A 15,866-nucleotide genomic window follows, 5' to 3' on the forward strand; every position below is an offset into this window, starting at 1 on the left:
CCCTTTTTAAAATATATTTTTTATTGTATCGGCAACATAACCTTCACCGTCGTTCCAACCCCAACTTCACTTTCAAAACTTATTTTACCGTTGTGATCTTTAATGATTTTTTCTGTAACTACTAAGCCTAAACCTGTTCCCGTTTCTTTTGTTGTGTAAAAGGCTTCATTTAGCTTCGGGATTTTGTCTTTTGGAATGCCGCAACCTTCATCCTTAACTTGAACAATGATTGCATCTTCTACAGTCACTTTAATCGTAATCGTTCCGCCAACTGACATTGCTTCAATCGCATTTTTAATTAAATTAAAAAACACTTGTTTTAATCGTTTTTCATCGCATGTAATCGATGGTATGTCTTTACTATAAATACCTTGTATGTGCACACCTTGATTTAAAGCAGGCTTCCCCATAACTCGAATAACATAAGCGATAATTTCTTCTATATTATGAACTTCTGATTCTATTGATTTAGATTTCTCAAATCCACTAAGTTCTGTAGCGATTGTATGAATTCGTTCTACTTCTTGTTTCATAATATCACTATATATTTTATCCTCTGGATATTTAACCGCTTGCTTATTTACAAATTTATCTAAATTAGCTAAAGGTCTTTTAATTTTGGAACCAATAACTGTAGCCATTTTCCCAACAGTTGCTAACTTTTCTGTTTGTTGTATTTCTTTATTCATCATCTCAAGCGTACGAACGTAAGATTGGAACCTTACAAACATAATCCAACATATGATAGTAAATACGCTATATAATGCCATCGGGATTAAAACGAGTGATGAGTGAATCATGATTCCTATAAGAGCATATTTTCCAACAAGTATGCTCGGAACTAACCAAAAATATCTTTTATTCACAAAAAGTGGGGCAAATAAAATAAAAAACCCTTCTACTATATTCCCACCATCAAACTCAGTATCACTACCGTAGTAAATCATAATATTATGGATAAAATCTAATAGATTATACCCAATTAGAATAATATACTTTACTGCAAATGGATTTTTCCATTTCATAAAGTATATTCCAATGCAAAATAAAACCACCATCAGAAAATAAAGCCATAAACCTAAACCATCTTCAAATTGTCCTACTCCTTCTTGCTCTCCTCCTATTAAAGGTACAATAAATTCGTAGGCAAGATCGTATACAAAAAATATAATGAAAAATAAACTTAAATATATTTTCAGCGCCTTCATTTCTTCATTTTTAAATATACCGTCTTTATTCATATGGTAACTCCTAGCTTTTCTCTCAATTGGATTTCATTATTTCCACACTTTTTTGGAAGAATAATATCTATTCTCGTTCCCTTATCTCTTTCACTTGAAATATGTAACGTACCAAGGTGTTCGTTGACAATTCGATCTGCTACCGTAAGTCCCAAACCAATTTTATCTTGTTTTGTTGTATAAAAAGCTTCTGTAACACGAGCCACATTCTCTTTCTTAATACCGTAACCATTATCGATTACACTTAGCATTACATAATCTTGTCCTTTATTTTCTAACCGTAACTCTAATGTGCCACCTTGCTCCATCGCCTCCAGAGCATTTTTTATGACATATAGAAAAACTCCTCGCATTTTCCGCTCATCACATTCAATTTCTATCATCTTTTCTTCGATATTAGAAATAAGCTGGATACTAGATTCATTCATTTTTTCTCGAAGAATTGCTACTGCTTGTAATACAATTTCACCTATATTATGTTTCTTATAAATAGAAGGTTTACATGTAGCAACTTCCATCAATTCACTTATCATATTATTCATATTTTCTATTTCAAAAATCATCTGTTTATAAATAGGGTCCTCTTCATGCTTCTCTCGTTGTAATTGCGTAAACCCTTTCAATGAAGCAAGTGGATTTTTAATTTCATGTCCCACTGTCGCTGCCATCTTTCCGATTACTGCTAATTTTTGTGATTCACTAGCAATCTTAATACTTTCCTTTACCGCTGAAAGGTATTGTATAAATCGATTTAAAATGATGTATGCTGCTATTAATACGAGTGTATACATAATGAGGAACATAAATCCTTTTACTTCTTTTAATACAAATAAGTAAATTACATATTTCCCTACAATAGTTGAAAGTACAAACACAAAATATTTTTTATTTAAAAATATAGGTACAAAGAAGATAAGAATAATTTCTACTATATTTCCCCCATCAAATGCCGCCTCATTATAAAGCATATACGAAAATATGTTAGCAATTTCTATTCCTATGTATGCAAATACACATGCATATTTCACAAAATTCACTTTCTCTTTTTTTATTAAATATACATTTACACCGAGTATTGCAGTTCCGCAAATAACTTGCCATAGTATGCTATGTCCCTTATCCGTTAGTGATTTATTTTCTAATACGATTGCATAGAAAATTTGGTATGAAACAACAATGACGTATAGCACCCACAAAAAGATTTTGGCATTCCTTTCTTCTTCTTTATATGATAGAAAACTTTCCTTCACTTCAACACCCCTTCAACATAATATCTCGAAGAATACCATTTATTATAATAAATGATTTTCTTATACAAACAAAGATAAATCGAACATTTGAGGAAAATCATCCCAAAACCGTGATATTTTCAGACGATATACAATCATAAAAATTATAAACAATAATACGTATATTATGTGGGAGAGATTTTATATAAGCGGCAAAAAATGAAGGAAAGCTTAGTGTCTTAATAGAACAAAATCATACGCTCCTCGCGTATGAATAGGAGGCTCATTCATGTTTGTTACCGTTGAAAAAGATGTGCATATTTTTGTGCAAGACGTTAATCCCGGTCCCGGTAGTAAAACCGTGTTCTTCGTCCATGGCTGGCCTTTAAATCATCAAATGTACCAATATCAGCTCAACGTGTTACCACAACACGGTTTCCGCTGCATCGCTATGGATATACGCGGAAATGGACAATCTGATAAACCATGGACTGGTTACACATACAATCGTTTAGCAGACGATATCGCCATCGTTTTAGAAGCACTTCAAGTCGAAAATGCTACATTAATTGGTTTCTCAGTAGGTGGTGCTCTTTCTATTCGGTACATGTCTCGCTATAATGGTCATCGTATTTCTAAACTTGTATTAGTCGATGCCGTTTCCCCCTCTTTCGTTAAAAATCAAGAATCTCCCTATGGTGTCCCAAAAGAACAAGCAGACACTCTCATTAATCAAATGTATGCCAATATGCCTAAATTTTTAAATGATGTATCTTTATCATTTTTTAATAGAAACTTAGGATCTGCTACGCTAGAATGGTTTTCTTATCTCGGTATGCAGTCTGCTTCTTATGCTCTCATCAAAATATTGCAAGCAGCCGCAAATGAAGATGTAACGAAAGACTTGAGTAAAATTAACGTGCCAACAAAAATATTCCACGGTATTCATGATCAACTTATCCCATACAAAAGCGCTGAACTTACGCAAAAGCGTATTAAAAATTCTCAGTTACATCCTCTCACAAATAGTGGTCACGGCTCTCCAATTGATCAAGCGGATGAATTAAACGAAGAACTTATAAAGTTTTTGCATTCATAAAAAACTATGCCAAATGTATCGATAGGAACGTAGTTTTTAAAAAGGTTAAAATTCACACATTTCTCACAAATCATTCGATAAAACGGTTACATTTTCATTTATACTAAATGTACAGGTAATACTCCCTAAACCCAGCTTGTCTGGTTACCCCGTTAAATACTATAAAAAAGAACTTGTATCGTTATACAAGTTCTTTTTGTTTCTTTTATCCCGCTTTAACGGGCAGTAAGACCCCCACCTCAAAATTCAGCAAAGCAAAGAAGTTAGGTGGGGGTCGGGCTGCCCATAAAAGTCCGATTGGTGAAGGCTAATAATCAGTGGAGGATGAAGAAAACCCCCACTGATTAAAGTTTCACTTTATTTAAAGAGGATATCTTTACTATATTGATTTCCAACAAGTAAATCATACTGAAGCATTTTATATTGCTCTAACATTTCTTTTTGTTTCTTTGTTAAATCATTGATTACTTCTCCATTTTTATCAACTTTTAATTCATCTCTAAGCACCGGTATTTCCTTGTAAAATCCCGATAAAAATTGATAAAATAAAGATTTATTTAATCCTGCATAATCAAAAATAAGATTAGAAAAATAAATTGGACTTACTACACCTAAATTATCATTTGGCATATCAAAGTTTGCGTACATTAATAGCGGCGTTTGGGCCATCGCTAAACGTTCGCTCGGTGTTTTTTCATTCGTTATATACCCATTCTCTTTATAAAAAGATTTATTTGTTCCTAATGATGGAAGATGATCTCCAAAGAATACTAATAATGTAGGTCTATCTAAATTATCTAGTTGCTCTATTAAATATTGAAGGGCCTCATCTGAACGTCTTAACCCTTCTGTATACGTTTCTAATTCTCCCTTTGATTCTTCATTTTCTAGCCCGCTAATTTCTATTAGGTTTTCACCAAATCGGCCCTCTGTAAATGGAAAATGATTTTGCATCGTAACTGCATGAATAAATGTAGGTTGTTTTTGTTTCTCTAACTCAGCAATTATCTCTTTACTCATCGCTAAATCACTAATATAATCTCCATCAACATCTACATTTTCCATCGTATCCGCTGCATTAAATTTATCAAATCCTAACACCTTATATACATCATCACGTTTAAAGAATGTGCGACCAAATGAATGAATTGCACTTGTGTAATACCCTTCTTTTTTCAACGCCGTAGGGATTGATGGAATTTCTTTCTTATTTGTAATAACCTGCTGATATGGTATAGAACCTGGCTTTAACAAACTCATTGAATAACTCGTTAATGCCTCAAATTCAACGTTCGCCGTATTTCCCCCAAATGTAGGAGAAATAGTTTGTCCACCAGGAAAGTTTTCTATATAATGATGTAAATTTGGTACAGGATCTTCACTAAAAGAAAGGTTAGTTGCTTTCGTCGGATCCCAAAACGATTCACTCATTACAAAAATAATATTCGGTTTCTCTTTTTTCTTTTGGCTCCCTATATTTCCACTATATTGTTTTTTTATATCGTTTGCTATTTGAAGCATATTTTCTTTAGAATAATTTTTGGGTTTTTCCATAACTGTTGTATCTAAATTGCTAATAAACCCAAGTACAAAACCATTTGAAGCATAGTTCTCATTTTGATCCCACAAAACAAAATCTACACCTGATTTTTGAAATACTTTATTCATAAATGTGTTCGCAAAATTACCGTACGCATATAGAACAAAAATAGATCCTACTACTAATAAGGCTCTTATTCCTAGATGAGTCTTTACATTTTGAATATACCTTCTCATATATATCCCTGCTACAATACAAGCCACGATACTTAAGATAATGACAAAAATATAACTCCAGCTAAAATAGTCCATCACCATCGGTATAACAGATTGCATATGCATAATTTGTGTGAAATCAGAAGGATACAGCGGATCACCTCTAAAAATAAGCTTTAAATAATTCACAATACCTAAAATGACTAACGTACAGCTCGTTAAAATCATACTTAGAAAAACCTTGCCTATTAAATTATAAACAAGAATGTATATTGCATAAATTACTACAAAACTTAATATAAACTGCATGTTATACAAGTAAATCCAATTCATTGCCTCTATGAAACTCATATTAACTTGCATGACAATATAAAATAACGCTACTGTATGAGCTAGTAAAAATAATACAAAATGCACTCGTAGGGATGCCCTAAGTGTAGACATCTCTTTTTTATTAAAATGTGAAATATAAAATGTTATGCCCCATATGAAAATCATCATAACAATTAAAACAAGATTTTGATTTAAATGAGCTTTCATTATGTCTAAATTAAAAACCTTTAAAAGCATAAACAGCATAGTTATTACTAATAAAGTCACCATACTACTTATAATGCTAGAAATTAATATATTTCTTTTTGGAAGATCAAAAAGTGTAGAACCATACTTCAATTCATTCCCTCGTTTCTATGTCTTAATTTCCCCCGCATCGAAAGAACTATTTCTATTAAAATAACATATATGACATATTTCGTCTGCATAGTTGATTCTATCATAAATGTATTGTCTTAATATTCCCTTAGTAAACAGTTAAATTATGGCATACAAATTACTCATTCTTGAAAAACTTAATTTCAGCATTCCACTTTATGATATAATAACTATGTTTTGGAAATCCTTAATACTATTAAAGATTTCACATGAAAATACGAAAGAATTAATAAAAAAGGAGTTGCTCATTTTTGCTTACTAAGTTTAAGAGTTTGCCTAAAGCGGTATATGCAATTTTGGCGCTTTCTTTCCTGTTGCACGTTTTTTGTTTAGTAAAACAGCCAGGATTAGATGGAGAGTTAGTCAAAGTAACATATGGTGCAAATGATGCCTTTAACTATTCGTTAACAGCTGAACAACTATTAAAACATGGTGTATTTGGTTATGTGTATTTAGAACCTAGTGAAGTTCCAGGGAAAAATGCATATATCACACCAGGTCAGCCATTACTATTAGCTGGCGCTATGATTATTTCTGATATTACATCAATTCCTTACTATTACGTAGCAACTGTTATTAACATGATTATGAACCTATGCACAGTGCTATTAGTATTCTTAATAGGAAAAGAATTGTTCGAAAAAAACATTTATGGAATTGTTGCAAGTATTTTATATGCTATTTATCCAAGTAACTATACATACTTCCGTACATTGCTAACAGAAGTTCCATCCATATTCTTATTAGCGTTATGTGTATATGTATTTGTTCTCGCATGGAAATACAATAAAGTGAAATTCCATATATGGTTTGGAATTGTCGTTTCAATTTTACTTATGTTCCGTCCAAATCCAGCTCCAATGATGCTCATTCCTGTTCTTGTTGTGTTATTTACATATGGATTTAAAGACTCCATTCGAATCGGATTGTTATGGTTTATCGGACCTTTCTTTATTATTGGTGCATGGGTTGTTCGTAACTATTTAGCACTCAACCAATTTATTTTATTCTCAACCCAAGGTGCTGATCCACTAATTGCGGGTGCTGATCCATTTAATAAAATTGGATATGAAAATATAGTAAATGAAATGAGAGCCAAAGGCTTAGATGACAAAGGGGCATACGCAAAAGAATTAATCAAGAACGGCTTTAAGACGGACTTCACTTATTGGTTCTCTTGGTTCACTGTCGGTAAAACAATTGAATTATTCAAAACAGCTCCTGCTGTAGACCAATACCGTATTCACAACTTTATGCAACTATGTCATAGAGTGTTTATCATCGGTACATTCTTGAGCAGCTTCTGCTTCATGCTAAATTCATTTAAACATAAACGCGTTATGATGCTAGTAGCAAGTTCTATTATTTACATTATCTTCTCAAACTTATTCTTAGCAATTAATCGCTATGGATTTTTCATTAATCCTCTTATGTGCTTAATTCTTGCATACGGATTAATTCACATTGTGCAGAAGCTTCCATTCTTCCGCACGAACCAAGCATAATAAGAAAGAGGTCGTCCAACGGTGGACGACCTCTTTCTTATTACCCCACACTTTGCACACAGCCAATTTGTCCATTCTGTAATCACACTTTAATTCCGTATGTATATGTTTCTGTATTTGTCAAAATATCTTTCACAATACTACTCACTATTTCACTTATAAATGCAAGTTTTTTACAACTATTACTATAACGAAAAGAACCCGCCACAAGACAGGTTCTTTTCGTTATTTTATGATAAAAGAAAAAATCATTAGCATGTGTATTATATAAAAGGAAACAGCCATATTTTCCATACGATACATACGAGTACAATAACTACAAAATCAAAAAAATCTAATCTCGGACCCTTTTTCATATTCATCTCTAGCCACATATGAATCCATTTTGTTTTTGTATATTTTTGGATGTTTTTCTTTGCAAATCGGTAAATGAGCACTTGCATAATAAAAAATCCCACTACAAAAATGAATAAGAAAATGAGAAAATCGACCACAAAATTCCTCCTTATTTTTGCAGCGATTTTTCTACTATATGATTTTTCAAAACCCACTCTTCAAATTGAGCACTTCCAAATTCCCAACTAAGATCACGAGCATGTACAGAAAAAACGTAATAACCAGCATATTCGTCCATAAATTTCCCCGTCTCAATCCCATCTTTCTGAAGACCATATGCTCCAAAATTAAAATATACATCCCACACGTCTTCATTCTTCCGTTTATAAGCAATCGATTCCATATCACATTCTGTTCCAAAATAGTCAAGATGTAAATGTACGCTATCATCATATTCGTACTCCATTTTATCACCCCTTATATTTGTACTTCTTTATCCTCAAAAAAATTCCTGCTATCTACACTCACATGTGGGCACTTACCTACATATCATGCTTGTAGAGTGACTTCTAGGAGGTGTTATATAGTGAAAAAATTAATAGCTTTTTTTTGTATCATGTTACTAGCTGTCTTCACACTTGTTGCTTGCAGTAGTAAAAAAGAAGATACGAAAGAACAAACTCAAAATGTTCGAGTCGGCGAAGTTACCCACTCTCTCTTCTATGCCCCGTTATATGTCGGGATTGAAAAAGGATTTTTTAAAGATGAGGGATTACATGTTGACCTCCAAACAACAGCTGGAGGAGATAAAACGATGACTGCCTTATTATCTGGCGGGATTGATATTGCTCTCGTCGGTTCTGAAACGTCCATTTACGTTCATCAACAAGGCGCAAAAGACCCCGTCATTAACTTCGCACAACTTACACAAACAGATGGAACATTTTTAGTTTCGCGTAAAAAATTAGACTCTTTTAATTGGAATGACGTAAAAGGTGTTACGTTTTTAGGACAGCGTAAAGGCGGTATGCCGCAAATGGTTGGAGAATACGTTTTAAAGAAAAATGGCATTGACCCTCACAAAGATACAAACTTAATTCAAAACATCGAATTTGCTAATATTGCAAATGCCTACGCATCTGGTACGGGAGAATTTGTCCAGCTCTTTGAACCGACTGCAAGTATATTTGAAAAAGAAGGTAAAGGTTATATCGTCGCTTCGTTCGGAAATGAATCTGGTACTGTTCCGTATACATCGTTCATGGCAAAGGAAAGTTTCTTAAAGAAAGATAAAGCTGCTGCTGAAAAATTCACACGGGCGCTCTATAAAGCGCAGCAATGGGTTGATACTCATAGCCCAGAAGAGATTGCTGATGCCGTTTCTCCGGTATTTAAAGACACTTCAAAAGACATTACAGTAAAAGTAATTGAACGGTATAAAAAGCAACATTCTTATGCGACAAATCCGCTATTAGATGCTGAAGAATGGAAACAGCTCCAAACGATTATGAAAGACGCTGGCGAATTACAAAAAGAAGTTCCATATGAAGCGCTCGTCAATATGAAAATTGCCGAAAGCGTTATTAAGAAATAGAGGCGAAGTGTATGAGTTTTTTACAAATACGTAACGTTTCTCACTGCTTTTTCGCAAAAGAGAATGCCAAATTGATTCTTGAAGATATGAGTTTACAAGTGGAAGAAGGCGAATTCATTTCGATACTCGGTCCAAGTGGTTGTGGCAAAACGACACTCCTCTCCATTATTGCCGGGCTGCTTGATCCAATTGAAGGTATCGTCTTTTTAGATGGTGAGCCCATTACAACGAAAACTTCATCTATGGGATATATGTTGCAGCAAGACTACTTGTTCCCTTGGAAGACAATTGAAGAAAATATTATGCTTGGACTTCATATCCGAAACATTTACGATGAACAGACGAAAGAACATACTTTACAGCTTTTAAAGCAAGTCGGTCTACATGATGTAGAGCAGCAATACCCTCGTGAACTATCCGGTGGTATGCGTCAACGTGCCGCCCTCGTTCGAACGTTAGCGACCGATCCAAAAATTTTATTGCTAGATGAACCTTTTTCGGCGCTCGATTATCAAACGAAATTGAAACTAGAAAATCTCGTTTTCAGCTTACTACACAAATATAAGAAAACTTCACTACTCGTGACGCATGATATTGAAGAAGCAATTGCGATGAGTGATCGTATTTATTTACTACAAGCGAATCCTGGAAAAATTGCAAAAACATTTATCGTCCCAGAAAGTATCCGTTCCTTATCACCGTTAGAATCACGCCATCACCATGACTTCCCATCCCTCTTCCAAAATATATGGAAGGAGCTGGAGCGTCTTGGATAATATAAAGCAACTACATGAACAGTTTCGGAAAAAAGAACGCAGGCGCGCATGGTTAGCACGCTCTTTGCAACTTTTACTGCTCATTCTTCTCTTTGCACTATGGGAGATAGCTAGCAAAAAAGAATGGATTGACCCTTTACTCTTTAGCTCTCCTTCAAGCATTTGGGATCTCTTCCTTAATAAATGGATGGACGGTTCGCTTTGGGTCCACATATGGACGACATTACTTGAAACGGGAGTAGGTTTCATTCTTGGAACAGTGCTCGGAGCCATTATCGCTACTTTCCTTTGGTGGCTACCACTTCTCGCCCGCGTACTTGATCCATATCTCGTCGTCCTAAACGCCATGCCAAAAGTAGCACTTGGTCCGATTATCATTGTAATCTTCGGCCCAAATATTTCTTCGTCAATTGCAATGGGAGTAATCATTTCTATCATCATTACCATTCTCGTTATTTACAGCGCATTTCAAGAAGTCGATTCTAACTATATAAAAGTGATGGACACATTTGGCGCAAATAAATGGCAATGTTATAAACAAGTCGTTCTCCCTGCATCTTTCCCAGCCATTATTTCAACGTTAAAAGTGAACGTTGGATTATCGTGGGTCGGTGTTATATTCGGCGAACTTCTCGTCTCTAAACAAGGTCTTGGCTACTTAATTAGCTACGGATTCCAAGTATTTAATTTCACACTTGTCTTACTAAGCGTACTACTCACATGCGTCCTCGCAACACTTATGTATGTGTTTGTTGAGGCATTTGAAAAACTTCTAATTGGGAAACGAAAAAGAAGCTGACTTAGAGCGATAGACTATAGTCAGCTTCTTTCTTTTACTTTTTATCACACATCTTTGTTTCATTTTTAACGTTTCCATCCGCAACCGTAACTGTATGGAAACAATCTTTCACACGTACTGTAACGACATTATCTTTTCGATCTATCACATGATAATCATTAAACTTTTTATCCAATGCACTACGAATTTGCTCCCCTTCAAAAATCGGAAAACCGTGAGACATTACCCAAATGAGACCAGCGACAGCAAGAATCGTTTTCATACGTTTCATTACCTCCTCGAGAGTAAACTTATAGTCCCTATAACACGCGCATTATAATTGTGTCTAAATTGTGACATTTTTATACTAATTCTATTTTATAATGGTAGTTCCTTCTTCTTTTTAATTAAAATACAGAATTTTCAATTTTATCAACATAAAAAACGTAAAGAACTACAATTCTTTACGTTTTCTTAGCTAACATATATAACCCGCATTAGTTTCCACTTCGTTGTTCTATCGTTTTCGAAACATCATATAATCCTGCCAACACTTCCGCCCTCATTTTTACAAGCTCAGGGAATTGATAGAAAAAGGCAATTTTTTTATACTTTAACTCCGATCCTTCTTTCACCTTTTTTGAATCTTGCAAAATAAATGCTGTAAATGTATCTGCAATATCTGCTGCTACATTTGTCGTTCCATACTGTGATACAAACTCATCATGTTTTTCTTTAAAAAATTCAATTTGCGTTTCTTCACTTTCTTCTACTTTCTTTTCTGTCCACTCCTGCTCAATAGGCTTCCAGAAAGAATTATAAAATTGATTAATATAAGAGTTTTCCTTCGCACATCCCTCTTGTAAGAAAAGATTGCCGCATTTATTTCGGTACGTCGAAATATCTTTATCCTCTTCAAAATCCTTTACATAGTTTTCATCTACTGGTATTTGCTTATGCCCGAGCGTTAACACGTGAGCCGTCTCATGAATTAATGTTTTCATCACTTCATCAATATTTACCGCAGAATCAAGCGTATCTAAGCTAAGAGTCCATTCTTTCGGATTCTCTATACTAGGCATAACGTGAGCAACAACACCGTCATAACCATCCGTTATTAGATCAAATTCTGTTATATTCCCGCGATATTTAGCTGGAATGAGCGTGCGATACATATCCCACAAGTCTTCATGATACCCTCTATCTTGACGTTGTTGTAGCACCTCTTCTTTCGCTTCTTTCTCTTCAGCAAATACTTTATTTAAACGTTTCCGTTCTATTTTTTCAAAATAAGGATCTACAATTTCATCACCATCAATATAATAAGAAGCTAAAAAGAAATAATTTTCATCATCATCTTCTTTTTTCTGCTCTGCCTCTTTCATATCCGCACTTTCATGCTCTTCTATTTCATAATCTTCTACTGCTTCAAGCTCAGATAATCCATCTATTTTTTCATATACTTTTTGAAGTTTCTTATCTCCTATTTCCACACATTCTTCGTCTGTTTTACACACTTCTTTTTCTTTCACACTCTTCATAGAACTTTCACACCCTGCTAGTAAGCCGATTGCAACGATAACCCCTACTAACTTGCCATACAGTCTCTTCATACATTCCTCCATCAATACATTCTACAAAAATATCATAATCATTTTTTAACGAATATGCGATAATAAATTATAAAAATTGTAAGGAGGTTTCCTATGATTCGGGCAGTCTTATTCGACTTAGATGGAACACTATTAGATCGTCGTCAATCTTTAGAACAATTTATTCATGATCAATATAATCGCTTTGCCTCTCATTTAATGAACATAGAAAAATCCGAGTATTGTTCTCGATTTCTCGAACTAGATAATAATGGCTATACGTGGAAAGATAAAGTATATGCTACTCTCCTTTCTGAATACAACATTACTACTTTAACGCAAGAGCAACTGCTGCACGACTACATTACAAATTTTCAACATCATTGTATCCCTTTCCAAAACATGCATGAATTACTTCGACGTTTAACACAACAAAATATTAAAATTGGTATTATTACAAACGGCTTTACTGACTTTCAGATAAATAATCTTCGCGCACTAAACATACATACGTATACAAATACAATTCTCGTTTCAGAAGCGGAAGGAATTAAAAAACCGCATCCTGAAATTTTCGAAAGAGCTTTAAAAAAGCTAGATGTGAAGGCAGAAGAATGTCTTTACGTTGGGGATCATCCTGAAAATGATGTACTGGGTTCTGAACAAGTAGGGATTCTTGGTGTTTGGAAAAGAGATTCATTTTGGGGTGATTTTGAGCATTCGCATGTGGTGGATGATTTGTTGGAGGTGCTTTCGTTTTTAGAGATAGAGATGAAAACAAAATAACAATAAATTATATCAGCGATTATTTTAACCTATCACTTTTGTAATAGTAAGCTAATAACGAAGGAAGAATGTTCTAAAATAATCTTTTAAAACAGCCTTCTTTCGAGATTTTTAAATCAACTATATTTTTTGAATTGGATTTATTTAACTTTTATATTACAATGTTTAAGTAGAAAATTATACATATATCCTTATATACAACAGGAGTGATTTTATGGTTAAGATCGGAAATAGGATAGAAAAAACAAATCCTTCCCCACCTAAAGAAATTATCAAAAAAACAAGTGCAGCATTTACTACTGAGAAGCCTAAATATTCTTTCGATGACATTATACTTAATGAAAAAACAAAAGAGGAACTTTTAAATGTATTATCTTATCAAAAGAATAGCGAAGTTGTTTTTGAAAAATGGGGACTTAATAATACCCATAAATTTTCAAAAAAAATTGGTATTAATTTATATGGTGATCCTGGCACAGGAAAAACTATGGCTGCCCACGCAATTGCAAATAAGCTTCAACGTGACTTAATGGTAGTAAACTATGCTGATATTGAATCAAAGTATGTTGGAGAAACTGCAAAAAACTTAGTACATATTTTTCAAGTTGCTAAGGAAACAAATAGTATTTTATTTTTCGACGAAGCTGATGCAATGCTAAGTAGACGTGTTACCAACATGTCTAACTCTACTGATGTAAGCGTGAACCAAACTCGTTCTGTTTTACTCATGTTGCTCAACGATTATCAAGATATTATTTTATTTGCAACAAACTTTATCTCTAATTTTGATCCTGCATTTATGAGAAGAATTTTAGCTCATATACACTTTTCATTACCTGATGCAGAACAAAGGGAAAATCTATGGCGAAAATTAATCCCTCGCGAACTTCCGCAAAATCTCGATTTAACTGAAATGGCAACTGAATACCCAGGAGTCACTGGAAGTGATATATCTAACGCTATTTTAAATGCAGCATTTGCTGCAGCTAGAAAAAATGAATCTCATGTCTCTGATAAATACTTTAAAGACTCTATATCAAACATATTAAAAAGTAAAAGACATAACCATCAACAAAATATTAAAACTACCGATCGGATTGTTGATGAAGAATATGTAAAAACACAATTACAGAAATAACAGGAGGATTTTATATGATTTTAACTTCACTCATAGTCGGCGCTGGAATTTTAATAGGTGGTAGTTTATTAGCTAGATATTGGAATAGTGTAGTTGATTGGTTAAAACGAGCTATTTCTAAAGTACAAGAAATGATGCAAACAATCATTTACGGTACAAAAGTTTTCATCAAAAAAATGTATGAAGCTATGCAAGAAATTTCAAAACACTACACTCGTGACCAACAAGGGCAATGGCATGAAACTGTTGTAACTCGTGAAGTATCGGAATACGATGTGCCACCCGAAATTTTAGCAAAGGCTAATAAAACCTCTCAAGAAACTGATATAACTCATGAATTAGAATTACAATTAAATTAACATAATTGAGGAAGGAAAATAAAAAGCATGAAAAAAATAGGAGATTTTAAAAAACTCAGATCACTTTTAGAAGATACGGAAGAGTTCATAAAAATATTTAAACAGTTTCTTCCATCGCCAAAAATACAATATAACTTAAATGAAATCGCTGAACTATATTCAGAAAGTACAGAAGAAATCATAAAAAAAATAGAAGTAAACGACAAATTAACATTTGCAGGTGGAATTTTCAAAATAACTTACACGTCTTCTAAAGAATTTAAAGTATCAATGGACGGTTATTTTCAAGATTCGGCCAAAAAATGGGTAAAGAAAGAGACCAATAATTTACTTCCAACATCAAATTTAACAGAAAGTGCCTTAAAAGAATTACAGGATGCTAAAGAAGTATCCTATGAAATCTCTAATTCAGCTGAATAAGGGGGCATTACAAATGATCATTATATTGTATATATTAGGCGCCCTCTTTTGTTTAGGTATTATACTTGTATTACTGCGATTTATAGGACAACTATTATTAGTTGCTATAGGGATTGCCCTTATAATAGGGGTAGGATTTTTAATCGTTGCATTTTTCCCTTGGTCCTTAATTCTACTAGCTATACTTTTCACCCTCGGTTACTTTATGGATAAGTCTATTGATAAAAAAGTAAAATCATATTTTTATCAATACGAAATGGGAACTTATACAGATATTGTGAACTTCATCGATAGTAAGGATAGTGCAAATCAAGTACAAGACAAATTAAATGATCTTGTTCAAAAAGGGGTAATAGAACGTTTAGATTTTAATCAAAATCAAATTGCTTATCGCTGTTTAGAAAAAAGAATTTATCCAAAAGGAGTAATTACTCATTATATTTCTTTAGACTAATATATAAACATCCGCTTCAAAAGGGGCCCTAATTCAGGGCCCCTTATTCAATAAATAAATTCTCCCTATAACCTTTCCCGATAAATGATAAAA

The 15,866-nt window shown here is 33.6% G+C and carries 17 protein-coding genes and 1 pseudogene; 10 read left to right on the plus strand and 8 right to left on the minus strand.

Annotation, left to right across the window (positions count from 1 at the left end):
* Nucleotides 1-20: 20 nt before the first annotated feature.
* Nucleotides 21-1,241 (minus strand): ATP-binding protein, encoded by a 1,221-nt coding sequence (locus NST14_RS24260; RefSeq protein ID WP_001030620.1) that lies wholly within the window; start codon nt 1,239-1,241, stop codon nt 21-23.
* On the minus strand, nt 1,238-2,491 hold the full coding sequence (locus tag NST14_RS24265) for an ATP-binding protein (protein WP_000664875.1): 1,254 nt from the start codon (nt 2,489-2,491) through the stop codon (nt 1,238-1,240). Before NST14_RS24265 ends, NST14_RS24260 begins: the two co-directional genes overlap by 4 nt.
* Nucleotides 2,492-2,759: 268 nt before the next feature.
* On the opposite strand from NST14_RS24265, the gene NST14_RS24270 reads away from it, so the two are divergent.
* Nucleotides 2,760-3,569: an alpha/beta fold hydrolase gene (locus tag NST14_RS24270; RefSeq protein WP_000498295.1), complete on the plus strand. Its 810-nt coding sequence runs from the start codon at nt 2,760-2,762 to the stop codon at nt 3,567-3,569.
* Nucleotides 3,570-3,926: 357 nt separating this feature from the next.
* On the opposite strand, the gene NST14_RS24275 is transcribed toward NST14_RS24270, so the two are convergent.
* Entirely contained in the window at nt 3,927-5,996 is a 2,070-nt protein-coding gene (locus NST14_RS24275; protein WP_000873612.1) for an LTA synthase family protein, read from the minus strand.
* A 290-nt stretch (nt 5,997-6,286) separates the two neighbouring features.
* Here NST14_RS24275 and NST14_RS24280 point away from each other — a divergent pair, with 290 nt between their 5' ends.
* Nucleotides 6,287-7,540 carry a glycosyltransferase family 39 protein gene (locus NST14_RS24280; RefSeq protein ID WP_000956217.1) on the plus strand — a complete coding sequence of 418 codons (1,254 nt, stop codon included), beginning with the start codon at nt 6,287-6,289 and terminating at the stop codon, nt 7,538-7,540.
* 82 nt (nt 7,541-7,622) lie between these two features.
* On the opposite strand, the pseudogene NST14_RS31040 reads toward NST14_RS24280, so the two are convergent.
* The 3 genes and pseudogenes from NST14_RS31040 to NST14_RS24290 all read right to left on the minus strand — a co-directional run.
* Nucleotides 7,623-7,697, minus strand: a pseudogene (locus tag NST14_RS31040) (YwbE family protein); the annotation flags it as partial.
* Between the two features lie 106 nt (nt 7,698-7,803).
* Nucleotides 7,804-8,034 carry a hypothetical protein gene (locus NST14_RS24285; protein ID WP_000227427.1) on the minus strand — a complete coding sequence of 77 codons (231 nt, stop codon included), beginning with the start codon at nt 8,032-8,034 and terminating at the stop codon, nt 7,804-7,806.
* Between the two features lie 11 nt (nt 8,035-8,045).
* A complete protein-coding gene (locus NST14_RS24290; protein ID WP_000455572.1) occupies nt 8,046-8,342 on the minus strand; it encodes a DUF3986 family protein in 297 nt (98 codons plus the stop codon).
* A gap of 120 nt (nt 8,343-8,462) precedes the next feature.
* Here NST14_RS24290 and NST14_RS24295 point away from each other — a divergent pair, with 120 nt between their 5' ends.
* The 3 genes from NST14_RS24295 to NST14_RS24305 are packed head-to-tail and all read left to right on the plus strand — an operon-like array spanning nt 8,463 to nt 11,045.
* The gene (locus NST14_RS24295; protein ID WP_229143056.1) at nt 8,463-9,470 is read left to right on the plus strand and encodes an ABC transporter substrate-binding protein; all 1,008 of its coding nucleotides are present in this window, start codon (nt 8,463-8,465) and stop codon (nt 9,468-9,470) included.
* Nucleotides 9,471-9,481: 11 nt separating this feature from the next.
* Complete coding sequence (locus NST14_RS24300; RefSeq protein ID WP_000009050.1) at nt 9,482-10,246, plus strand: ABC transporter ATP-binding protein; 765 nt, start codon at nt 9,482-9,484, stop codon at nt 10,244-10,246.
* Nucleotides 10,239-11,045, plus strand: coding sequence for an ABC transporter permease (locus NST14_RS24305; protein WP_073541066.1), 807 nt, complete (start codon nt 10,239-10,241; stop codon nt 11,043-11,045). Before NST14_RS24300 ends, NST14_RS24305 begins: the two co-directional genes overlap by 8 nt.
* A gap of 34 nt (nt 11,046-11,079) precedes the next feature.
* Here the strand turns inward: NST14_RS24305 and NST14_RS24310 are convergent, their stop codons facing one another.
* Both NST14_RS24310 and NST14_RS24315 read right to left on the minus strand, forming a co-directional pair.
* The gene (locus NST14_RS24310; protein WP_000849109.1) at nt 11,080-11,307 is read right to left on the minus strand and encodes a hypothetical protein; all 228 of its coding nucleotides are present in this window, start codon (nt 11,305-11,307) and stop codon (nt 11,080-11,082) included.
* Nucleotides 11,308-11,521: 214 nt separating this feature from the next.
* The gene (locus NST14_RS24315; protein WP_229143057.1) at nt 11,522-12,637 is read right to left on the minus strand and encodes a recombinase family protein; all 1,116 of its coding nucleotides are present in this window, start codon (nt 12,635-12,637) and stop codon (nt 11,522-11,524) included.
* Nucleotides 12,638-12,730: 93 nt separating this feature from the next.
* Between NST14_RS24315 and NST14_RS24320 the strand changes: the two genes are divergently transcribed.
* The 5 genes from NST14_RS24320 to NST14_RS24340 all read left to right on the plus strand — a co-directional run bounded on the left by NST14_RS24320 (nt 12,731) and on the right by NST14_RS24340 (nt 15,773).
* Nucleotides 12,731-13,402, plus strand: coding sequence for an HAD family hydrolase (locus tag NST14_RS24320; RefSeq protein ID WP_000617314.1), 672 nt, complete (start codon nt 12,731-12,733; stop codon nt 13,400-13,402).
* Between the two features lie 214 nt (nt 13,403-13,616).
* Nucleotides 13,617-14,540, plus strand: coding sequence for an ATP-binding protein (locus tag NST14_RS24325; protein ID WP_000238738.1), 924 nt, complete (start codon nt 13,617-13,619; stop codon nt 14,538-14,540).
* Nucleotides 14,541-14,554: 14 nt separating this feature from the next.
* Entirely contained in the window at nt 14,555-14,899 is a 345-nt protein-coding gene (locus NST14_RS24330; protein WP_000604189.1) for a hypothetical protein, read from the plus strand.
* Nucleotides 14,900-14,926: 27 nt separating this feature from the next.
* Nucleotides 14,927-15,319, plus strand: a complete 393-nt coding sequence (locus NST14_RS24335) for a hypothetical protein (protein ID WP_000719389.1) — start codon at nt 14,927-14,929, stop codon at nt 15,317-15,319.
* A gap of 13 nt (nt 15,320-15,332) precedes the next feature.
* Nucleotides 15,333-15,773: a hypothetical protein gene (locus NST14_RS24340; protein WP_000583949.1), complete on the plus strand. Its 441-nt coding sequence runs from the start codon at nt 15,333-15,335 to the stop codon at nt 15,771-15,773.
* Nucleotides 15,774-15,866: the final 93 nt, after the last annotated feature.

The sequence above is a fragment of the Bacillus sp. FSL W8-0519 genome (assembly GCF_038005585.1).
In the GTDB taxonomy this organism is placed as follows: Bacteria; Bacillota; Bacilli; order Bacillales; family Bacillaceae_G; genus Bacillus_A; species Bacillus_A paranthracis.

Excerpts from the sequence above, each read along its gene's own strand:
- NST14_RS24330 (WP_000604189.1), top strand. The coding sequence starts at position 14,555 with ATGATTTTAACTTCACTCATAGTCGGCGCTGGAATTTTAATAGGTGGT.
- NST14_RS24315 (WP_229143057.1), bottom strand. The coding sequence starts at position 12,637 with ATGAAGAGACTGTATGGCAAGTTAGTAGGGGTTATCGTTGCAATCGGC.
- NST14_RS24290 (WP_000455572.1), bottom strand. The coding sequence starts at position 8,342 with ATGGAGTACGAATATGATGATAGCGTACATTTACATCTTGACTATTTT.
- NST14_RS24300 (WP_000009050.1), top strand. The coding sequence starts at position 9,482 with ATGAGTTTTTTACAAATACGTAACGTTTCTCACTGCTTTTTCGCAAAA.
- NST14_RS24340 (WP_000583949.1), top strand. The coding sequence starts at position 15,333 with ATGATCATTATATTGTATATATTAGGCGCCCTCTTTTGTTTAGGTATT.
- NST14_RS24320 (WP_000617314.1), top strand. The coding sequence starts at position 12,731 with ATGATTCGGGCAGTCTTATTCGACTTAGATGGAACACTATTAGATCGT.
- NST14_RS24270 (WP_000498295.1), top strand. The coding sequence starts at position 2,760 with ATGTTTGTTACCGTTGAAAAAGATGTGCATATTTTTGTGCAAGACGTT.
- NST14_RS24335 (WP_000719389.1), top strand. The coding sequence starts at position 14,927 with ATGAAAAAAATAGGAGATTTTAAAAAACTCAGATCACTTTTAGAAGAT.
- NST14_RS24260 (WP_001030620.1), bottom strand. The coding sequence starts at position 1,241 with ATGAATAAAGACGGTATATTTAAAAATGAAGAAATGAAGGCGCTGAAA.
- NST14_RS24325 (WP_000238738.1), top strand. The coding sequence starts at position 13,617 with ATGGTTAAGATCGGAAATAGGATAGAAAAAACAAATCCTTCCCCACCT.
- NST14_RS24310 (WP_000849109.1), bottom strand. The coding sequence starts at position 11,307 with ATGAAAACGATTCTTGCTGTCGCTGGTCTCATTTGGGTAATGTCTCAC.